This window comes from Pseudomonas sp. 300 (assembly GCF_055803035.1).
In genome coordinates this window covers 65,354-80,453 of sequence record NZ_JAVLRV010000001.1, presented here as the reverse complement: position 1 = coordinate 80,453, position 15,100 = coordinate 65,354, and the positions used below count along the sequence as shown (strand labels likewise).

Below are 15,100 nucleotides of genomic sequence, written 5' to 3'. Positions count from 1 at the left end.
AGGTTTTTGCATACTGTTGTGCTAATTTCTCACTCCGAAACGTCGAGAAACAGCTTTTATGCGTTGCATTAGTGAGGTTGACGTACATGCGCAGGAAGATCCCCAGCACAACCGCCCTGATCAGCTTTGAAGCAGCGGCTCGCCACGAGAGCTTTACCAAGGCAGCCCAGGAACTTTCCCTCACCCAGGGAGCAATCTGCCGACAGATCGCCAGCCTTGAGGATTTCCTCGGTGTGGAATTGTTCCGACGCTCGCGACGTGGAGTGAAGCTGACTGAAGCGGGACTTTCCTACAGCCGTCGGGTAGCCACACAGTTGGACGCCGTAGAGCGGGACACCCTGTCAGTGATGGGCCAGCAGGGTACTAACGTGATTGAACTGGCGGTTGTGCCGACCTTCGGTACCCAGTGGCTACTACCAAGACTCAAGGACTTCCAGCAAAAACATCCGGAAGTAACGGTCAACCTCACCAACCGCACCCGCCCATTCCTGTTTGCCGACACGGAGTTCGATGCCGCGATTTACTTTGGCGATGCGGACTGGTCAGGCACGGAATCCCACAGGCTGATGGGCGAAAATCCGATGCCGGTGTGCAGCCCCAAATTACTGGGCAAAAGGACAAACCTGACGCCCGCCGAAATCGCCGAACTGCCCCTGCTACAACAGACCACTCGCCCCTATGCCTGGCGCCAATGGTTCAACTCGCAAAATCTTAATATCCCGCGCGACATGACAGGACCGCGCTACGAGCTATTCTCCATGCTTGCCCAAGCGGCGATGCATGACATGGGAATTGCCTTGATCCCGCCGTTCCTGATTCAGCGTGAACTGACGGAGAAGCGCCTGGTGATTGCCAACGCTCAGGCGCTGTCCAGCATCAAGGCGTATTACTTGATGATTCCTGAGCGGAAGGTCGAATCTGCGTCGTTGAAGGCATTTCGCGACTGGTTGGTGAGTCAGGCACAAAGCTACAGCCTAGAAGGTTAAAGGCTCCACGACATTAGCTGACCCCGTAGTCAGCAAATTAAAAGCCCTACAGATATAAGTATTTGTCGCATATTCGCAGACTGTACTCAGAAACTGCACAAACGTCCCACAAGCGCCTGAAAACGTGGCCTTGAGCCGCTATTCAATGGCAATAACACTGCATTCACCGTACCGATGGGTAATTTCTTGAATTTCGGCCAAAATCCTTACAAGTCAAGGCCTGCAAGGGATTGAACCGGTTAGTTGCGACATTCGGTCACGGGGTGACTTGTAGTTAATTTTCCGTCACCCGTCATAATCCCTTGAAGGGCACAAAGTTCGCCTGCAAAATGCCGCGCCCCGCCCTGATTTGGCGGGATCGTGCTGATCGGCCGCCCCAGCCGCACCATCCGAAGTGCCTGGGTTTACTCAATAAGATCACGCAGGAGATTTGACGTGCACATGCCGCACCATCCGAAGTGCCTGGGTTTACTCAATAAGATCACGCAGGAGATTTGACGTGCACATTGGTGTTCCTCTCGAAACCCAGACGGGTGAAACACGGGTTGCTGCAACCCCGGAAACCATCAAGAAGCTGATCGGCCAGGGTCATAAGGTCACTGTGCAAAGCGGCGCTGGCATTAATGCCAGCGTTGTCGACAGTGCTTATGAAGCGGCAGGCGCAACCATTGGCAGCGCCAACGATGCGTTGGGTGCCGAGCTGATTCTCAAGGTGGTCGCCCCCAGCGACAGCGAACTCGCTCTGATCAAGAGCGGTACCGTTGTGGTGGGCATGCTCAACCCGTTCAGCAATGAAACCATTGCCAAGCTGGCTGAGTGCGGCATTACTGCCTTCGCACTGGAAGCGGCTCCGCGCACCTCCCGCGCCCAGAGCCTGGATGTGCTGTCCTCCCAGGCCAACATCGCCGGGTATAAAGCCGTATTGCTGGCCGCTCACCATTACCCACGCTTCATGCCGATGCTGATGACGGCGGCGGGTACCGTGAAAGCGGCGCGCGTGCTGATTCTCGGCGCGGGTGTTGCCGGTTTGCAGGCAATCGCTACGGCGAAACGTCTGGGCGCGGTGATTGAAGCGTCCGACGTGCGCCCTGCAGTTAAAGAGCAGATCGAATCCCTCGGCGCCAAGTTCGTCGACGTGCCTTACGAGACTGATGAAGAGCGTGAATGCGCCGTCGGTGTCGGCGGTTACGCACGGCCGATGCCAGCGAGCTGGATGCAGCGTCAGGCGCTGGCCGTGCACGAGCGCGCCAAGCAGGCTGACATTGTCATCACCACGGCACTGATCCCGGGCCGCAAGGCACCGACGCTGTTGAGCGCGGAAACCGTGGCACAGATGAAACCAGGTTCCGTGGTCATCGACCTCGCGGCAGCCCAGGGTGGCAACTGCCCGCTGACCGTGGCTGACCAGGTGGTGGTCGAGAATGGCGTGACCATTTGCGGTCCGACCAACCTGGCCGGCGCGGTCGCGGCAGATGCTTCGGCCCTGTACGCACGCAACCTGCTGGACTTCCTGAAGCTGGTCTTCAACAAAGAAGGTCAGTTCGAGATCAACCTCGAAGACGACATCGTCGCCGCGTGCCTGATGTGCCGCGACGGCCAAGTCATCCGCAAAAACGCCTAAGCAGGGATTCAGACGATGGAAGAGCTTATCTCCCCCGGTATCTACAACCTGATCATCTTCGTGCTGGCGATTTATGTCGGTTATCACGTGGTCTGGAACGTTACACCTGCACTGCACACGCCGCTGATGGCGGTCACCAACGCCATTTCGGCGATCGTGATTGTCGGCGCCATGCTCGCTGCGGCACTGACCGTCACGCCATTGGGCAAGACCATGGGCACCCTGGCCGTGGCCCTGGCAGCCGTCAATGTGTTCGGTGGCTTCCTGGTAACCCGCAGGATGCTTGAAATGTTCAAGAAAAAAGCCCCGAAAGTCGTAAAAGAAGAGGCGCCTAAGTAATGAGCATGAACCTCGTAACGACGCTCTACTTGATCGCGTCCATCTGCTTCATCCAGGCCCTCAAAGGCCTGTCGCACCCGACCACGTCGCGTCGCGGCAATCTATACGGCATGCTCGGCATGGCGTTGGCGATCCTCACCACCGTCGGCCTCATCTATAAGCTGGGCGCAGAGCTTGCCACCGCTGGCATCGGTTACGTCATCGTCGGCCTGTTGGTCGGCGGCACTGCCGGTTCGATCATGGCCAAGCGCGTTGAAATGACCAAGATGCCGGAACTGGTCGCGTTCATGCACAGCATGATCGGTATGGCCGCGGTGTTCATCGCGATCGCTGCTGTTGTCGAGCCGCAATCCCTGGGTATCGTCAAGCAACTGGGTGATGCAATTCCTGCGGGCAACCGTCTGGAGCTGTTCCTCGGCGCTGCCATCGGTGCGATCACCTTCTCCGGTTCGGTGATCGCGTTCGGCAAGCTCTCGGGCAAGTACAAGTTCCGCCTGTTCCAGGGGGCACCGGTACAGTTCAGTGGCCAACACAAGCTGAATCTGGTGCTGGGTCTGGCGACACTGGCGCTGGGCATCACCTTCATGCTGACCGGCAATCTCAGCGCCTTCGCACTGATGCTGGCCCTGGCCTTCGTGATGGGCGTGCTGATCATCATCCCGATTGGTGGTGCGGACATGCCGGTGGTGGTGTCGATGCTCAACAGTTACTCCGGTTGGGCAGCGGCGGGTATCGGCTTCTCGCTGAACAACTCGATGCTGATCATTGCCGGCTCGCTGGTGGGTTCGTCCGGTGCGATCCTCTCGTACATCATGTGCAAGGCGATGAACCGCTCCTTCTTTAATGTGCTGCTCGGCGGTTTCGGCAATACAGTCGACGCAGGCCCGGCTGGTGCCAAGGAAGCCCGCCCGGTGAAATCCGGTTCGGCTGACGACGCGACCTTCCTGCTCACCAACGCCGACACCGTGATCATCGTTCCGGGCTACGGCCTGGCGGTAGCGCGGGCGCAGCACGCGCTGAAAGAGCTGACCGAGAAGCTGACCCACCGCGGCGTGACCGTGAAGTACGCGATTCACCCGGTGGCCGGTCGGATGCCTGGCCACATGAACGTGTTGCTGGCCGAGGCCGAAGTGCCTTACGACCAGGTGTTCGAGATGGAAGACATCAACTCCGAGTTCGGTCAGGCCGACGTGGTGCTGGTGCTCGGCGCCAACGACGTGGTCAACCCGGCGGCGAAGAACGATCCGAAATCGCCGATTGCCGGCATGCCGATTCTCGAAGCGTTCAAGGCCAAGACCATCATCGTCAACAAGCGCTCGATGGCCAGCGGCTATGCCGGTCTGGACAACGAACTGTTCTACCTCGACAAAACCATGATGGTCTTCGGCGACGCCAAGAAAGTCATCGAAGACATGGTCAAAGCCGTCGAGTAAAACCTGCATGGTCTTCGGCGACGCCAAGAAAGTCATCGAAGACATGGTCAAAGCCGTCGAGTAAAACCTGCTCCAACGCAATACCCAAAACCTCAGCCTTTAGTAGGCTGGGGTTTTTTTATTCCCCGTGAAACCCGACCAAAGGCTCTAAATCAGGGGTCTGCATTCGACCATGGTAGCGGGAGGATTTTTTTTGAAATCACTAAACTGCACACCTTGCTTCCGTTGCCCGAGATAACAATCCATGTACCGTGATCGTATTCGCTTGCCTTCGTTGTTGGATAAGGTGATGACCGCCGCTGACGCTGCCGCTCTGATTGAGGACGGCATGACCGTCGGCATGAGTGGTTTCACGCGCGCCGGCGAAGCCAAAGCCGTGCCTCATGCATTGGCCGAACGCGCCAAAATCACCCCGCTGAAAATCACGCTGATGACCGGCGCCAGCCTGGGCAACGACCTTGATAAACAGCTCACCGAAGCCGGCGTTCTGTCGCGACGCATGCCGTTCCAGGTCGACAGCACATTGCGCAAGGCGATCAACGCCGGCGAAGTGATGTTCATTGATCAGCATCTTTCAGAAACCGTGGAGTCGCTGCGCAATCAGCAGCTGAAACTGCCGGACATCGCCGTGATTGAAGCCGTGGCGATCACTGAGCAAGGCCACATCGTGCCGACCACTTCGGTGGGCAACTCGGCCAGCTTCGCGATTTTCGCCAAACAGGTAATTGTCGAGATCAACCTGGCGCACAACCCGAACCTCGAGGGTTTGCACGACATCTATATCCCGACGTATCGGCCGACCCGCACGCCGATTCCGCTGGTGAAAGTAGACGATCGCATTGGCAGCACCGCCATTCCGATTCCGCCGGAAAAAATCGTCGCGATCGTCATCACCAATCAGTCTGACTCGCCGTCGACTGTGCTGCCGCCGGATGTTGATACTCAGGCCATTGCCGACCACCTGATCGATTTCTTCAAGCAGGAAGTGGCGGCCGGGCGCATGACTAACAAGCTCGGCCCATTGCAGGCCGGCATCGGCACCATTGCCAACTCGGTGATGTGCGGGCTGATCGATTCGCCGTTCGAAGACCTGACCATGTATTCCGAGGTGTTGCAGGATTCGACCTTCGACCTGATCGACGCCGGCAAGCTGAGTTTTGCGTCTGGTAGTTCGATCACATTGTCGAGCCGCCGCAACGCCGATGTGTTCGGTAACCTGGAGCGCTACAAGGACAAGCTGGTTCTGCGCCCACAGGAAATTTCCAACCACCCGGAAGTGGTGCGACGCCTTGGCATCATCGGCATCAACACTGCGTTGGAGTTCGACCTGTACGGCAACGTCAACTCCACCCACGTTTGCGGTACGCGGATGATGAACGGCATTGGCGGTTCGGGCGACTTCGCGCGCAACGCGCACCTGGCGATCTTCGTGACCAAGTCGATTGCCAAAGGCGGCGCGATCTCCAGCGTGGTGCCGATGGTCAGCCACGTCGATCACACGGAACATGACGTTGACATCCTCGTGACCGAGGTCGGCCTCGCGGACTTGCGCGGTTTGGCACCGCGGGAGCGGGCTCGCGTCATCATAGACAACTGCGTGCACCCCGATTACCGCCAAGCCCTGGATGACTACTTCACCGCCGCCTGCGCACTCGGCGGGCACACGCCGCATATCCTGCGTGACGCACTGAGCTGGCACATGAATCTGGAAGAAACCGGGCGGATGCTCGCTGTGTAATTGGTACAGATAGCAGCTGACGCAAACACAGTTTCGTCAGCTTGCTACTGCCAGGCAGAAATGTGTTTAAAACTGTACTGCTGTACCGGTCATTTCCTACCGCAATTGCCTACCTTTCCGACCATAATCCTAATATATGCACCATATAAGTGCGGATAGGTACAGTTGCCTCAATTTTGACCAGTACACCACCCTTTAACAGTTAACTGGTCCCTCACAATACAGGTGAACTGTATCTAGAGAGACTGGCCAAACGAGAGGATCATTGGCATCAGTTAAACCACTACCTAATCCCGCCACAAGCGGAAGGATGAAAACCATGGAACGTACACTCAGTTCCGATCTGTTCTTCGAAGACACCGCTGCAAAAACCCAGGCTTCCATGCCTCTTCGCGTTATCGCCAACCTGATGCTGTGGCAGCGCCGCATCTCCAGCCGCCACCAACTGGCTCGTCTGGATTCGCGTCTGCTGGCTGACGCCGGGATTAGCGAAGCACAACGCTACGAAGAGCTGAGCAAGCCGTTCTGGCGCTAAGTTAGCGTCGCTGGCTCTGATCTTTAAGGTCAACCGCCAGCACCCGAATTGAACAAACAAAACCCGTCGTGGGAAACCACGACGGGTTTTGTCGTTTTGGGCCACGAAATCCTCAAAACAATAGGCATTGGTATCGACAAGTACAGTTATAAAACAACTTAAACTGAACCAGTACAATTTTGAGGGAGTGTATCTGTCCTGGGGTGCCGGGCGGGATCATCATGAAATCCCGACCTGCCAGCAAAAGGACTGCACCATGGATCAGCTACTGGATCTCACAGCGACCACTTCACAGTCCAAGCCTCGGTCTACCTGGCCTGGAAGATTGTTCAGAGCTATCGCCAACAGCCTTGAACGGACCAGAACCCGGCGTTTACTGGCGCAACTCGACGACAGGCAGCTGTCTGATCTGGGTATCAGTCATTCAGATCGTGCCAGAGAACTGGATAAGCCATTCTGGCGCTGACGTCCGCTCGAACAGACGGGACTGTGCGAACCGACAACTACAAGCCTAATATCAATTCAGAACGTGGCGATAACTGTGCGACAGGCGTCTGACTCAACAGATACCGCGCCACCTCTCAATCGGTATACCCAAAAGGAGTTACACCATGTCCCGTCTACGTCTGCTCAGCGCTGCAGCCCTGCTTGCCGTGGCCGCCAATTCCCACGCCACCAGCTTCATCGTGACCACCGATGCCGTCGTCGGTGCACTCAAGGCCACGTCCGATGCCACTTCCGATGTCACCTCTTCCTTTCGTGATGACAAGATCGTGCGTGCAGCCCGTGACGACGCCGCCAGCTTCGTTGCCAGCGAAGGCGCCATTCGTGGCGTGAAACTGGAAAGTGCACTCGACCACATTCGCCACCAGGCGCCTCAACTGAACGCGACTGACGCGCAGCTGGCTCAGGCCATCCTGACTATCTGACCAAGCATCATCCGGGACACGCCAACGTGTCCCGATGTTTCGGCGCTGGCTCTAAACCGGGCGTTGCGCTAGCCTTGGGACTCGCTTTCAACAGTCGAGTCTCATGCGTTTTCTTACCTGTCTATTGATCACTCCGGTTTTCATGGCGACCAGTTGGGCAGGCCAGGCTCATGCCTTTGACCTGACGACACAGGGCCTCGTAGCCACCGGCTACGCCACTAGCATGGTGACCTCCGCGCCCTTCGACCGTAAATTGCTGCTGGCTGCACGGGATGACGCCGCGTCGTTCATCGCCAGTGACGGCCAGTTGCGAGGCGCACAACTTGAATCCGCCCTGATTTACCTGCGCCGGACCCAGCCAAAACTTCATGCAAGCGACCTTGAACTGGCCCAAACTATTCTCGTCCAATAGTTATCCTCGTTCCTCCGGAGTTGTTCCATGCGTAGCCCCCTGATTGTCGCCACCCTTGGCCTGCTGCTGTTGGCCGACGTAGCCCAGGCGCACACCCTGGTAGCCACCAGTAACATCATCATCAACGCCACCCAGCGAACCCTCGATTTCACGTCCGACACCACGACGTCGATCCGTGATTCGAAAATCGTTCGTGAAGCCCACGACGATGCGGCCAGTTTCGTCGCCAGTGAGGGTGAGATCCGTGGTGCGCACCTTGAAGCAGCCTTCAACACATTGCGCACCCGCGTCCCGGAAGCCCGGGACGCCAGTGACCAGGTACTCGCCGAAGCCATCCTCGCACTGTGAGGTCGATAAGTGCCTGGCTCCTGGCCGGGGTCGTGTTGCTGCTCGGCAATACGGCCCAGGCCGGCCTGCAATTACATCTCAAGACAGAAGGTTTGAGCCCTGCGGAACAACAGGCCAGCCAGGCACTGCTTGATGAAGCCATGCAGGCGCTACCGCCGCGGTTCATCGAACAACTCGACCGGCGCATCGACGTCGGCTGGACCGATGACATGCCGAGCAACGCCTACGGCCAGGCATCGCTGGTGTCCGAACTCGACCTGAACCGCAATCTGCTCGCCAGCCTCACCGACGGCAGCGCCGCAACCAAGAAGACCTATCGCCCCCACGGCACCGTACGCAGGGAAATGCTGGCCACGGTGCTGCACGAACTCACCCACATCTATGACCGCTCGCGTTTTTGGCCCGCCGCCGAACGCACGCTGATCCAGCGCTGCACCCGGCGTAGCAACAGCTCCGGCCTGATTGGCATTCCGGATGAATGCCGTGGCCAGTCTGACCGACGCTTTACCCTCAGTGATGACCCGCGCCTGCTCGACCTCGCAGGTTGGCCGCAATACGTGGGCCGCCGTGGCGAGCGCGAACAGTACAACCGGCAGATCGCCCGTAGCCCGGACATCTACGAGACAAGCAGTCCGAAAGAGTTCGTTGCGGTCAACATGGAGTATTTCCTCCTCGACCCGAGTTACGCCTGTCGCCGCCCGGCACTTTATCGCTACTACAAAGAACATTTCGGCTGGGCTCCCGCCGCCAAGGACACCTGCGGCAAATCCTTCGCCTTCCTCAACGCCGGCAATGACTTCGCCAAACAGCCTTTGGGTCAAGTCGATCCGGAACGGGTGTATGCCGTTGACTATCTGTTGGCCGAAGCCAATCAGAATTGGGTCAGCCGCTGGGGCCACAGCATGTTGCGCCTGGTGATCTGTGCTCCCGGCCGGCCACGCGGGCCGGATTGTCGCCTGGATCTGGATCAGCACCTGGTGTTGTCCTATCGCGCGTTTGTCGGCGACGTCCAGCTGTCGAGCTGGGATGGACTGGTCGGTAAATACCCGTCGCGCCTGTTTGTCCTGCCGCTGGCCCAGGTCATCGATGAGTACACCAAAACCGAATTGCGCAGCCTCGCCTCGGTGCCGCTGAACCTGTCGCGCAACGAGATCGAAGATGTGGTGGAGCATGCCGCCGAGATGCACTGGAGCTACGACGGCAATTACTTCTTCCTGTCCAACAACTGTGCGGTAGAAGGACTGAAGTTGCTGCGCAGCGGCACCAACAACGCAAAACTGGTCGGGCTGGACAACATCATGCCCAACGGCTTGCTGGAAGTGCTCAAGGGACGAGGACTGGCGGACACCAGCGTGCTGGACGATCCTCGCGAAGCCTTGCGTTTGGGCTACCGCTTCGACTCTTTCCGCGATCGCTATCAAGCAATGTTCGAGGTGCTGAAAAAGCACCTGCCGATCAAACAGGACAAGGTAGAAGACTGGCTGGCGTTGAAGGCAGAAGAGCGTCGCAAATGGATTGATCAGGCAGACCTGCGCACCAGCGCGGCTTTGCTGCTACTGGAACAGGCTGCTTTCCGACAACAACTGGTGCTGGCCCAGGACGAGGTAAAGCAACGCTACCTCGGTGCGCGAGAGTTGAAGAACGGCGGCATGGACAAGGCCAATGCGACGCTGCAGCAGATTCTCGCCAACAGTGGCTTTCTCAGCCGTCCGGCGGAGCTGCTCGGTACCGGCGGTTATGGTTTGCCGCAACCCAGCGAGTGGCAACGCCTGGAATCGGAAAGCAGCCTGCGGCAGAAGCAGCTTCAGGCGCTGACCGGTGATCTGGACAAGGAAGTGAGAGCGCTGCTCGAACCGAGCCGTGCGGCGGAGATGGCTGCCAACGAAGCGAACCTGAAGCAGGTTGGCGAGCACTTGCGCAAATTGCACAAGGCGTCGGGCGGGCTGGAGTTGCCGTAAGTAAAAAGGCTTCGTGGATGACCACGAAGCCTTTTTTTCGCCTGCAGGCTAAATCAAAGCACCCCCTCCAGAATTTCATAGACGATCCCGGTGCCCACGGCGATCAGCACAATGTCACCACCCGCGCGGCGCCATTCGTAACCCGGGTAATACGGCAACCGGCTCAGCGCACGATTGTCCAGGCGCTCACCGTAGTAGCCGTGCGGCAACGGCCGGCCACGTTCCAGATGAATGCCGGGAGGTGGCGGCGCACCGCGTACGAAATAGCCATGATTGTTGCGGATCGTCTGGCGCACCGGGCCAAAGTCCCGTGGCGGTGGGCCGCCGCGATGGTTGTTCTGCGGACCGCGGTGATCATCGCCACGATTGTCGTAATGGCCCTGTTGCTGACCGCCGCGGTCATGATCGTCGCGTTGATCGGCGCTGGCGTGCAGCAACGGGGTGGCACTGAGCATCAGCACACCCAGGCTGGCAATCAGACGTTTCGGCATTTTCATCGGGTCTTTCCTCACTGCACCTACAGCAAAAAGGGCTTCAGAACGTAGTCCTGAAGCCCTCGGTCTTGCTGTTTAGTCTGTACCGCGAGGCTCTAATTCCTCTGTATCAGGAACTTTACCTTCAGCTGACCCGGGCCTTACGCACGCCATCGGCCAGCGCCGCGCACAGGCTCAGCACGCCATCAACGGCCTGATCCGGCGTCGTCGCATTGGCGATGTGATCGATCAACGCCGACCCCACCACAACACCATCGGCCAGACGCGCAATGGACGCCGCTTGCTCCGGTGTACGAATACCGAAACCGATGCTGATCGGCAGATCGGTATGGCGGCGCAGACGCGCAACGGCTTCTTCGACATGCTCCAGCGTCGCCGCGCCGGCACCGGTCACACCGGCAACAGACACGTAATAAACGAACCCGGAACTGCCGTTCAGAACGGTCGGCAGACGCACGTCATCGGTGGTCGGGGTGGTCAGGCGGATGAAATCCAGACCGGCAGCCTGGGCCGGGTCGCACAGCTCACCGTTATGCTCCGGCGGCAGATCGACCACGATCAGGCCATCCACGCCGGCCTCTTTGGCGTCGGCAATAAAGCGGGGGACGCCGTACATGTGGATAGGGTTGAAGTAACCCATCAACACCAGCGGCGTGTCGCTGTTGCCTTCACGGAACTCGCGAACCATTTGCAGGGTTTTCGCCAGGTTCTGCTTGGCGCCCAAGGCGCGAATGTTGGCCAGCTGGATCGCCGGGCCGTCGGCCATCGGGTCGGTGAAGGGCATGCCCAGCTCGATCACGTCGGCGCCAGCACCAGGCAAGCCTTTGAGGATCGCCAGGGAAGTGTCATAGCTCGGGTCGCCGGCGGTGACGAAGGTCACCAGGGCGGCGCGGTTTTGTTCCTTGAGTTCGGCAAAACGCGTTTGCAGGCGGCTCATCAGTGTTTCTCCTGCGTTGATTGTTCCATATGGTGCATCACGGTTTGCATGTCTTTGTCGCCACGGCCGGACAAGTTGACCACCATCAGGTGATCTTTCGGCAGGGTCGGTGCGCGCTTGAACACTTCGGCCAGGGCATGGGCGCTTTCCAGCGCAGGAATAATCCCTTCAAGACGGCAGCATTTATGGAATGCGTCGAGGGCCTCGTGATCGGTCACAGAGGTGTATTGAACGCGGCCGATATCATGCAACCAGGCGTGTTCCGGGCCGATACCCGGATAGTCGAGACCGGCGGAGATCGAGTGGGCGTCGATGATCTGGCCGTCGTCATCCTGCAGCAAGAAGGTACGGTTGCCGTGCAGTACGCCCGGTACACCGCCATTCAGGCTGGCTGCGTGCTTGCCGGTTTCGATGCCGTAACCGGCCGCTTCAACGCCAATGATCTCGACGCTTTTGTCATCAAGGAACGGGTGGAACAGGCCCATGGCGTTGGAGCCACCGCCGATGCACGCCACCAGGCTGTCCGGCAGACGACCTTCCTGAGCTTGCAGTTGGGTACGGGTTTCCTTGCCGATAACGGACTGGAAGTCGCGAACCATGGCGGGATAGGGGTGCGGACCGGCCACGGTGCCGATCAGGTAGAAGGTGCTGTCGACGTTGGTCACCCAGTCACGCAGCGCTTCGTTCATCGCGTCTTTCAGGGTGCCGGTGCCGGCCACCACCGGGATCACTTCGGCGCCCAGCAGTTTCATGCGGAACACGTTGGCTTGCTGACGCTCGATGTCGGTGGTGCCCATGTAGATCACGCAATCGAGGCCAAAACGCGCGGCCACGGTGGCGGTTGCCACGCCGTGCATGCCGGCGCCGGTCTCGGCGATGATGCGTTTTTTGCCCATGCGCCGCGCCAGCAGGATCTGGCCGATGCAATTGTTGATCTTGTGCGCGCCGGTGTGGTTCAGCTCTTCGCGCTTGAGATAAATTTTCGCGCCGCCGCAGAACTCGGTCAGACGTTCGGCGAAATAGAGTGGGCTTGGACGTCCGACGTAGTCGCGCTGGAAGTAGGCCAATTCTTCTTTGAATGCAGGATCTTCCTTGGCCGTTTCGTACTCGCGGGCCAGATCGAGGATCAACGGCATCAGGGTTTCGGCGACGTAGCGGCCGCCGAACGAGCCAAACAGGCCGTTGGCGTCGGGGCCGTTGCGCAGATTAGTCTGGGTCATGGGTCGCTCCGGTTGAATGCGTGAGATGACAATGACGCTCACTCTACCCCTGACGTCCCGAGCTGAAAACCGATAAGATCGCCGCAACCTGTCAGGAAAACTCACAGATCCCATGAGCCACGATCTTCCCCCGCTGAACGCGCTTCGCGCATTCGAAGCCACTGCCCGCCTGAACAGCGTCAGTCAGGCCGCCGAGCAGCTGCACGTCACCCATGGCGCGGTGAGTCGGCAACTGAAAGTGCTTGAAGAGCATCTCGGCGTCAGTCTGTTCGTCAAGGAGGGTCGCGGCCTTAAACTCACAGATGCCGGCGTGCGATTGCGTGATGCCAGCGCTGAAGCCTTCGAGCGTTTGCGCACGGTCTGCGCCGAATTGACCCAGAGCACCGCTGACGCCCCGTTTGTGCTCGGCTGTTCCGGAAGCCTGCTGGCGCGCTGGTTTATTCCGCGTTTGGGCCGGTTGAATGCTGATCTGCCGGACCTGCGCCTGCACCTGTCTGCCGGAGAAGGCGATCTCGATCCCCGTCGTCCGGGGCTGGACGCTTTACTGGTGTTCGCCGAGCCGCCATGGCCTGCGGACATGCAGGTTTACGAATTGGCGAGCGAACGCATCGGCCCGGTCATCAGCCCACGCTTCGCCGGTTACGAACGGCTTAAACAGGCGCCAGCACGTGCATTGTTAAACGAGCCGTTGTTGCACACCACTTCACGTCCGCAGGCCTGGCCAAGCTGGGCGCAGCAAAGCGGCCTCGACGCCAAAGCGTTGAAGTACGGGCAGGGTTTCGAGCATTTGTATTATTTGCTGGAGGCGGCAGTCGCCGGCCTGGGCGTAGCAATTGCCCCTGAACCATTGGTGGCCGAAGACTTGAAGGCAGGTCGCCTGGTTGCGCCATGGGGCTTCAGTGAAACTCCGGCGCAACTGGCGCTGTGGCTACCCAAGCGCGCCGCGGACGGGCGCGCTCGGCAACTGGCGCAGTGGCTCAAAAACGAACTGCGCCAAGCAGATTAGTCGCCGCGTTTGCACAGCAAGTAAGCCGCCAGCAGACCCAATGCACCGACAGCGACACCGGCTGTCGTCCAAGGGTGTTCCTGGGCGTAGTCCCGAGTGGCGATCCCGGTTTCACGGGTTTTGACTTTAACTTCCTCATACGCATCGCTGAGCAAATGACGCGAATGCTTGAGTGCGCTCTCAGCGTTGGCTTTCAACGCCTTGAGGGTTTTACGCGACTCGTCCGAGGCATCGTCTTTCAGGTTTTCCAAAGATTTCAGCAGACTCTCGATCTCGGCTTCCATGCTTTGCAATGAGGCTTTACGTAAAGAGGTGTTGGCCATGGTGGCTCTCCTGCATTGATGATGAGTGACGTGTGTTGGTTGGGACTTCAGGGGGGCGAGAAAGTGCAGTAAATCTGAACTTCTGCGCCACGAAAGCCGACAGAAGTAATACGAAAAATCACTGCTAGGCTGTATTTCACACCCTGAGGAGAACGCCATGACTGACCATCACACGTACAAGAAAGTCGAACTTGTCGGCTCGTCCACCAGCAGCATTGAAGACGCCATCAACAACGCGCTGGCCGAAGCCAATAAAAGCATCAAACACCTTGAGTGGTTCGAAGTGACCGAAACCCGCGGGCACATCAAGGACGGCAAGGCTGCACACTTCCAGGTGACACTCAAAGTCGGGTTCCGGATTGCCAGCAGCTGAGTTTGCGCTAGTCTTCTGAACTTGCGCGCTGGCCGAGTGCCATAGGGAATGGCAAAGCGCTACATGAGTGCATCCGGCTGATGGCTGGATGCTCCCCTTTGATCCGACCAGGGAATGCGACCGATGAAGAAGTTTATGTTGGCGGTAGGTTTGTTGTGCCTTGCCGGTGCAGCGTTAGCTGACGGCAAGCCGTGTGAAGAGCTGAAAGCCGAAATCGCCGCGAAACTGGATGCCAAGGGCGTTTCCAATTACTCACTGGAAATTGTCGACAAAGGCGCTGCGGCTGACGGAAAAGTCGTCGGCGCCTGTGAGAAAGGCACTAAAGAAATAGTCTATAAACGCGGTTGATCCCGTCCAGACGTAAAAAGCCGACGCAATGGCGTCGGCTAATGAGATGGTCACCCCCACACCCTGCGAGGGCTACGCTTTCGCAGGGTGTTTTGTTTTC

The 15,100-nt window shown here is 58.6% G+C and carries 18 protein-coding genes; 14 read left to right on the top strand and 4 right to left on the bottom strand.

Features of this window, described 5'->3' with window-relative positions; translation table 11 throughout:
• Nucleotides 1–86 precede the first annotated feature (86 nt).
• From Q7W83_RS00405 to Q7W83_RS00355, 11 genes are all read left to right on the top strand, one after another.
• Nucleotides 87–986 (top strand): LysR family transcriptional regulator, encoded by a 900-nt coding sequence (locus Q7W83_RS00405; RefSeq protein ID WP_150630738.1) that lies wholly within the window; start codon nt 87–89, stop codon nt 984–986.
• 499 nt (nt 987–1,485) lie between these two features.
• The gene (locus Q7W83_RS00400) at nt 1,486–2,607 is read left to right on the top strand and encodes a Re/Si-specific NAD(P)(+) transhydrogenase subunit alpha (protein ID WP_150630737.1); all 1,122 of its coding nucleotides are present in this window, start codon (nt 1,486–1,488) and stop codon (nt 2,605–2,607) included.
• A 15-nt stretch (nt 2,608–2,622) separates the two neighbouring features.
• A complete protein-coding gene (locus Q7W83_RS00395) occupies nt 2,623–2,946 on the top strand; it encodes an NAD(P) transhydrogenase subunit alpha part 2 (RefSeq protein WP_007947884.1) in 324 nt (107 codons plus the stop codon).
• Nucleotides 2,946–4,379, top strand: coding sequence for an NAD(P)(+) transhydrogenase (Re/Si-specific) subunit beta (locus tag Q7W83_RS00390; RefSeq protein WP_150630736.1), 1,434 nt, complete (start codon nt 2,946–2,948; stop codon nt 4,377–4,379). The genes Q7W83_RS00395 and Q7W83_RS00390 overlap by 1 nt, the downstream gene beginning before the upstream one ends.
• A gap of 244 nt (nt 4,380–4,623) precedes the next feature.
• Nucleotides 4,624–6,117 carry an acetyl-CoA hydrolase/transferase family protein gene (locus Q7W83_RS00385; protein ID WP_150630735.1) on the top strand — a complete coding sequence of 498 codons (1,494 nt, stop codon included), beginning with the start codon at nt 4,624–4,626 and terminating at the stop codon, nt 6,115–6,117.
• Between the two features lie 319 nt (nt 6,118–6,436).
• Nucleotides 6,437–6,652 carry a DUF1127 domain-containing protein gene (locus Q7W83_RS00380; protein WP_007947887.1) on the top strand — a complete coding sequence of 72 codons (216 nt, stop codon included), beginning with the start codon at nt 6,437–6,439 and terminating at the stop codon, nt 6,650–6,652.
• A gap of 256 nt (nt 6,653–6,908) precedes the next feature.
• Nucleotides 6,909–7,118 (top strand): DUF1127 domain-containing protein, encoded by a 210-nt coding sequence (locus Q7W83_RS00375; RefSeq protein WP_150640084.1) that lies wholly within the window; start codon nt 6,909–6,911, stop codon nt 7,116–7,118.
• A gap of 145 nt (nt 7,119–7,263) precedes the next feature.
• Entirely contained in the window at nt 7,264–7,581 is a 318-nt protein-coding gene (locus Q7W83_RS00370; RefSeq protein WP_008044656.1) for a DUF2388 domain-containing protein, read from the top strand.
• Between the two features lie 103 nt (nt 7,582–7,684).
• Nucleotides 7,685–7,993, top strand: a complete 309-nt coding sequence (locus tag Q7W83_RS00365) for a DUF2388 domain-containing protein (protein ID WP_150630733.1) — start codon at nt 7,685–7,687, stop codon at nt 7,991–7,993.
• Nucleotides 7,994–8,020: 27 nt separating this feature from the next.
• Nucleotides 8,021–8,341 carry a DUF2388 domain-containing protein gene (locus tag Q7W83_RS00360; RefSeq protein WP_150640083.1) on the top strand — a complete coding sequence of 107 codons (321 nt, stop codon included), beginning with the start codon at nt 8,021–8,023 and terminating at the stop codon, nt 8,339–8,341.
• Entirely contained in the window at nt 8,338–10,299 is a 1,962-nt protein-coding gene (locus Q7W83_RS00355) for a DUF7844 domain-containing protein (RefSeq protein ID WP_150640082.1), read from the top strand. The genes Q7W83_RS00360 and Q7W83_RS00355 overlap by 4 nt, the downstream gene beginning before the upstream one ends.
• 53 nt (nt 10,300–10,352) lie before the next feature.
• Here the strand turns inward: Q7W83_RS00355 and Q7W83_RS00350 are convergent, their stop codons facing one another.
• The 3 genes from Q7W83_RS00350 to trpB form a co-directional block, all read right to left on the bottom strand.
• Nucleotides 10,353–10,796, bottom strand: coding sequence for an anti-virulence regulator CigR family protein (locus Q7W83_RS00350; RefSeq protein WP_150630730.1), 444 nt, complete (start codon nt 10,794–10,796; stop codon nt 10,353–10,355).
• A gap of 121 nt (nt 10,797–10,917) precedes the next feature.
• Nucleotides 10,918–11,730, bottom strand: coding sequence for a tryptophan synthase subunit alpha (gene trpA, locus Q7W83_RS00345; RefSeq protein ID WP_150630729.1), 813 nt, complete (start codon nt 11,728–11,730; stop codon nt 10,918–10,920).
• Complete coding sequence (gene trpB, locus Q7W83_RS00340; RefSeq protein ID WP_150640080.1) at nt 11,730–12,950, bottom strand: tryptophan synthase subunit beta; 1,221 nt, start codon at nt 12,948–12,950, stop codon at nt 11,730–11,732. The genes trpA and trpB overlap by 1 nt, the downstream gene beginning before the upstream one ends.
• A gap of 112 nt (nt 12,951–13,062) precedes the next feature.
• Between trpB and Q7W83_RS00335 the strand changes: the two genes are divergently transcribed.
• Nucleotides 13,063–13,956, top strand: coding sequence for a LysR family transcriptional regulator (locus tag Q7W83_RS00335; protein WP_150630727.1), 894 nt, complete (start codon nt 13,063–13,065; stop codon nt 13,954–13,956).
• Here the strand turns inward: Q7W83_RS00335 and Q7W83_RS00330 are convergent.
• Nucleotides 13,953–14,279 (bottom strand): ElaB/YgaM/YqjD family protein, encoded by a 327-nt coding sequence (locus Q7W83_RS00330; protein WP_008027738.1) that lies wholly within the window; start codon nt 14,277–14,279, stop codon nt 13,953–13,955. The genes Q7W83_RS00335 and Q7W83_RS00330 overlap by 4 nt on opposite strands.
• 157 nt (nt 14,280–14,436) lie before the next feature.
• On the opposite strand from Q7W83_RS00330, the gene Q7W83_RS00325 reads away from it, so the two are divergent.
• Together Q7W83_RS00325 and Q7W83_RS00320 are read left to right on the top strand one after the other, a co-directional pair.
• Nucleotides 14,437–14,652: a dodecin gene (locus Q7W83_RS00325; RefSeq protein ID WP_010465710.1), complete on the top strand. Its 216-nt coding sequence runs from the start codon at nt 14,437–14,439 to the stop codon at nt 14,650–14,652.
• A 123-nt stretch (nt 14,653–14,775) separates the two neighbouring features.
• A complete protein-coding gene (locus Q7W83_RS00320; RefSeq protein WP_150630726.1) occupies nt 14,776–15,000 on the top strand; it encodes a DUF1161 domain-containing protein in 225 nt (74 codons plus the stop codon).
• Nucleotides 15,001–15,100 lie beyond the last annotated feature (100 nt).

Bases quoted from the DNA above. Each gene is read 5' to 3' on its own strand.
- Q7W83_RS00380 (WP_007947887.1), top strand. From the start codon at position 6,437: ATGGAACGTACACTCAGTTCCGATCTGTTCTTCGAAGACACCGCTGCA.
- Q7W83_RS00365 (WP_150630733.1), top strand. From the start codon at position 7,685: ATGCGTTTTCTTACCTGTCTATTGATCACTCCGGTTTTCATGGCGACC.
- trpB (WP_150640080.1), bottom strand. From the start codon at position 12,950: ATGACCCAGACTAATCTGCGCAACGGCCCCGACGCCAACGGCCTGTTT.
- Q7W83_RS00385 (WP_150630735.1), top strand. From the start codon at position 4,624: ATGTACCGTGATCGTATTCGCTTGCCTTCGTTGTTGGATAAGGTGATG.
- Q7W83_RS00350 (WP_150630730.1), bottom strand. From the start codon at position 10,796: ATGAAAATGCCGAAACGTCTGATTGCCAGCCTGGGTGTGCTGATGCTC.
- Q7W83_RS00390 (WP_150630736.1), top strand. From the start codon at position 2,946: ATGAGCATGAACCTCGTAACGACGCTCTACTTGATCGCGTCCATCTGC.
- Q7W83_RS00325 (WP_010465710.1), top strand. From the start codon at position 14,437: ATGACTGACCATCACACGTACAAGAAAGTCGAACTTGTCGGCTCGTCC.
- trpA (WP_150630729.1), bottom strand. From the start codon at position 11,730: ATGAGCCGCCTGCAAACGCGTTTTGCCGAACTCAAGGAACAAAACCGC.
- Q7W83_RS00405 (WP_150630738.1), top strand. From the start codon at position 87: ATGCGCAGGAAGATCCCCAGCACAACCGCCCTGATCAGCTTTGAAGCA.
- Q7W83_RS00370 (WP_008044656.1), top strand. From the start codon at position 7,264: ATGTCCCGTCTACGTCTGCTCAGCGCTGCAGCCCTGCTTGCCGTGGCC.
- Q7W83_RS00375 (WP_150640084.1), top strand. From the start codon at position 6,909: ATGGATCAGCTACTGGATCTCACAGCGACCACTTCACAGTCCAAGCCT.
- Q7W83_RS00395 (WP_007947884.1), top strand. From the start codon at position 2,623: ATGGAAGAGCTTATCTCCCCCGGTATCTACAACCTGATCATCTTCGTG.
- Q7W83_RS00320 (WP_150630726.1), top strand. From the start codon at position 14,776: ATGAAGAAGTTTATGTTGGCGGTAGGTTTGTTGTGCCTTGCCGGTGCA.
- Q7W83_RS00335 (WP_150630727.1), top strand. From the start codon at position 13,063: ATGAGCCACGATCTTCCCCCGCTGAACGCGCTTCGCGCATTCGAAGCC.
- Q7W83_RS00330 (WP_008027738.1), bottom strand. From the start codon at position 14,279: ATGGCCAACACCTCTTTACGTAAAGCCTCATTGCAAAGCATGGAAGCC.
- Q7W83_RS00360 (WP_150640083.1), top strand. From the start codon at position 8,021: ATGCGTAGCCCCCTGATTGTCGCCACCCTTGGCCTGCTGCTGTTGGCC.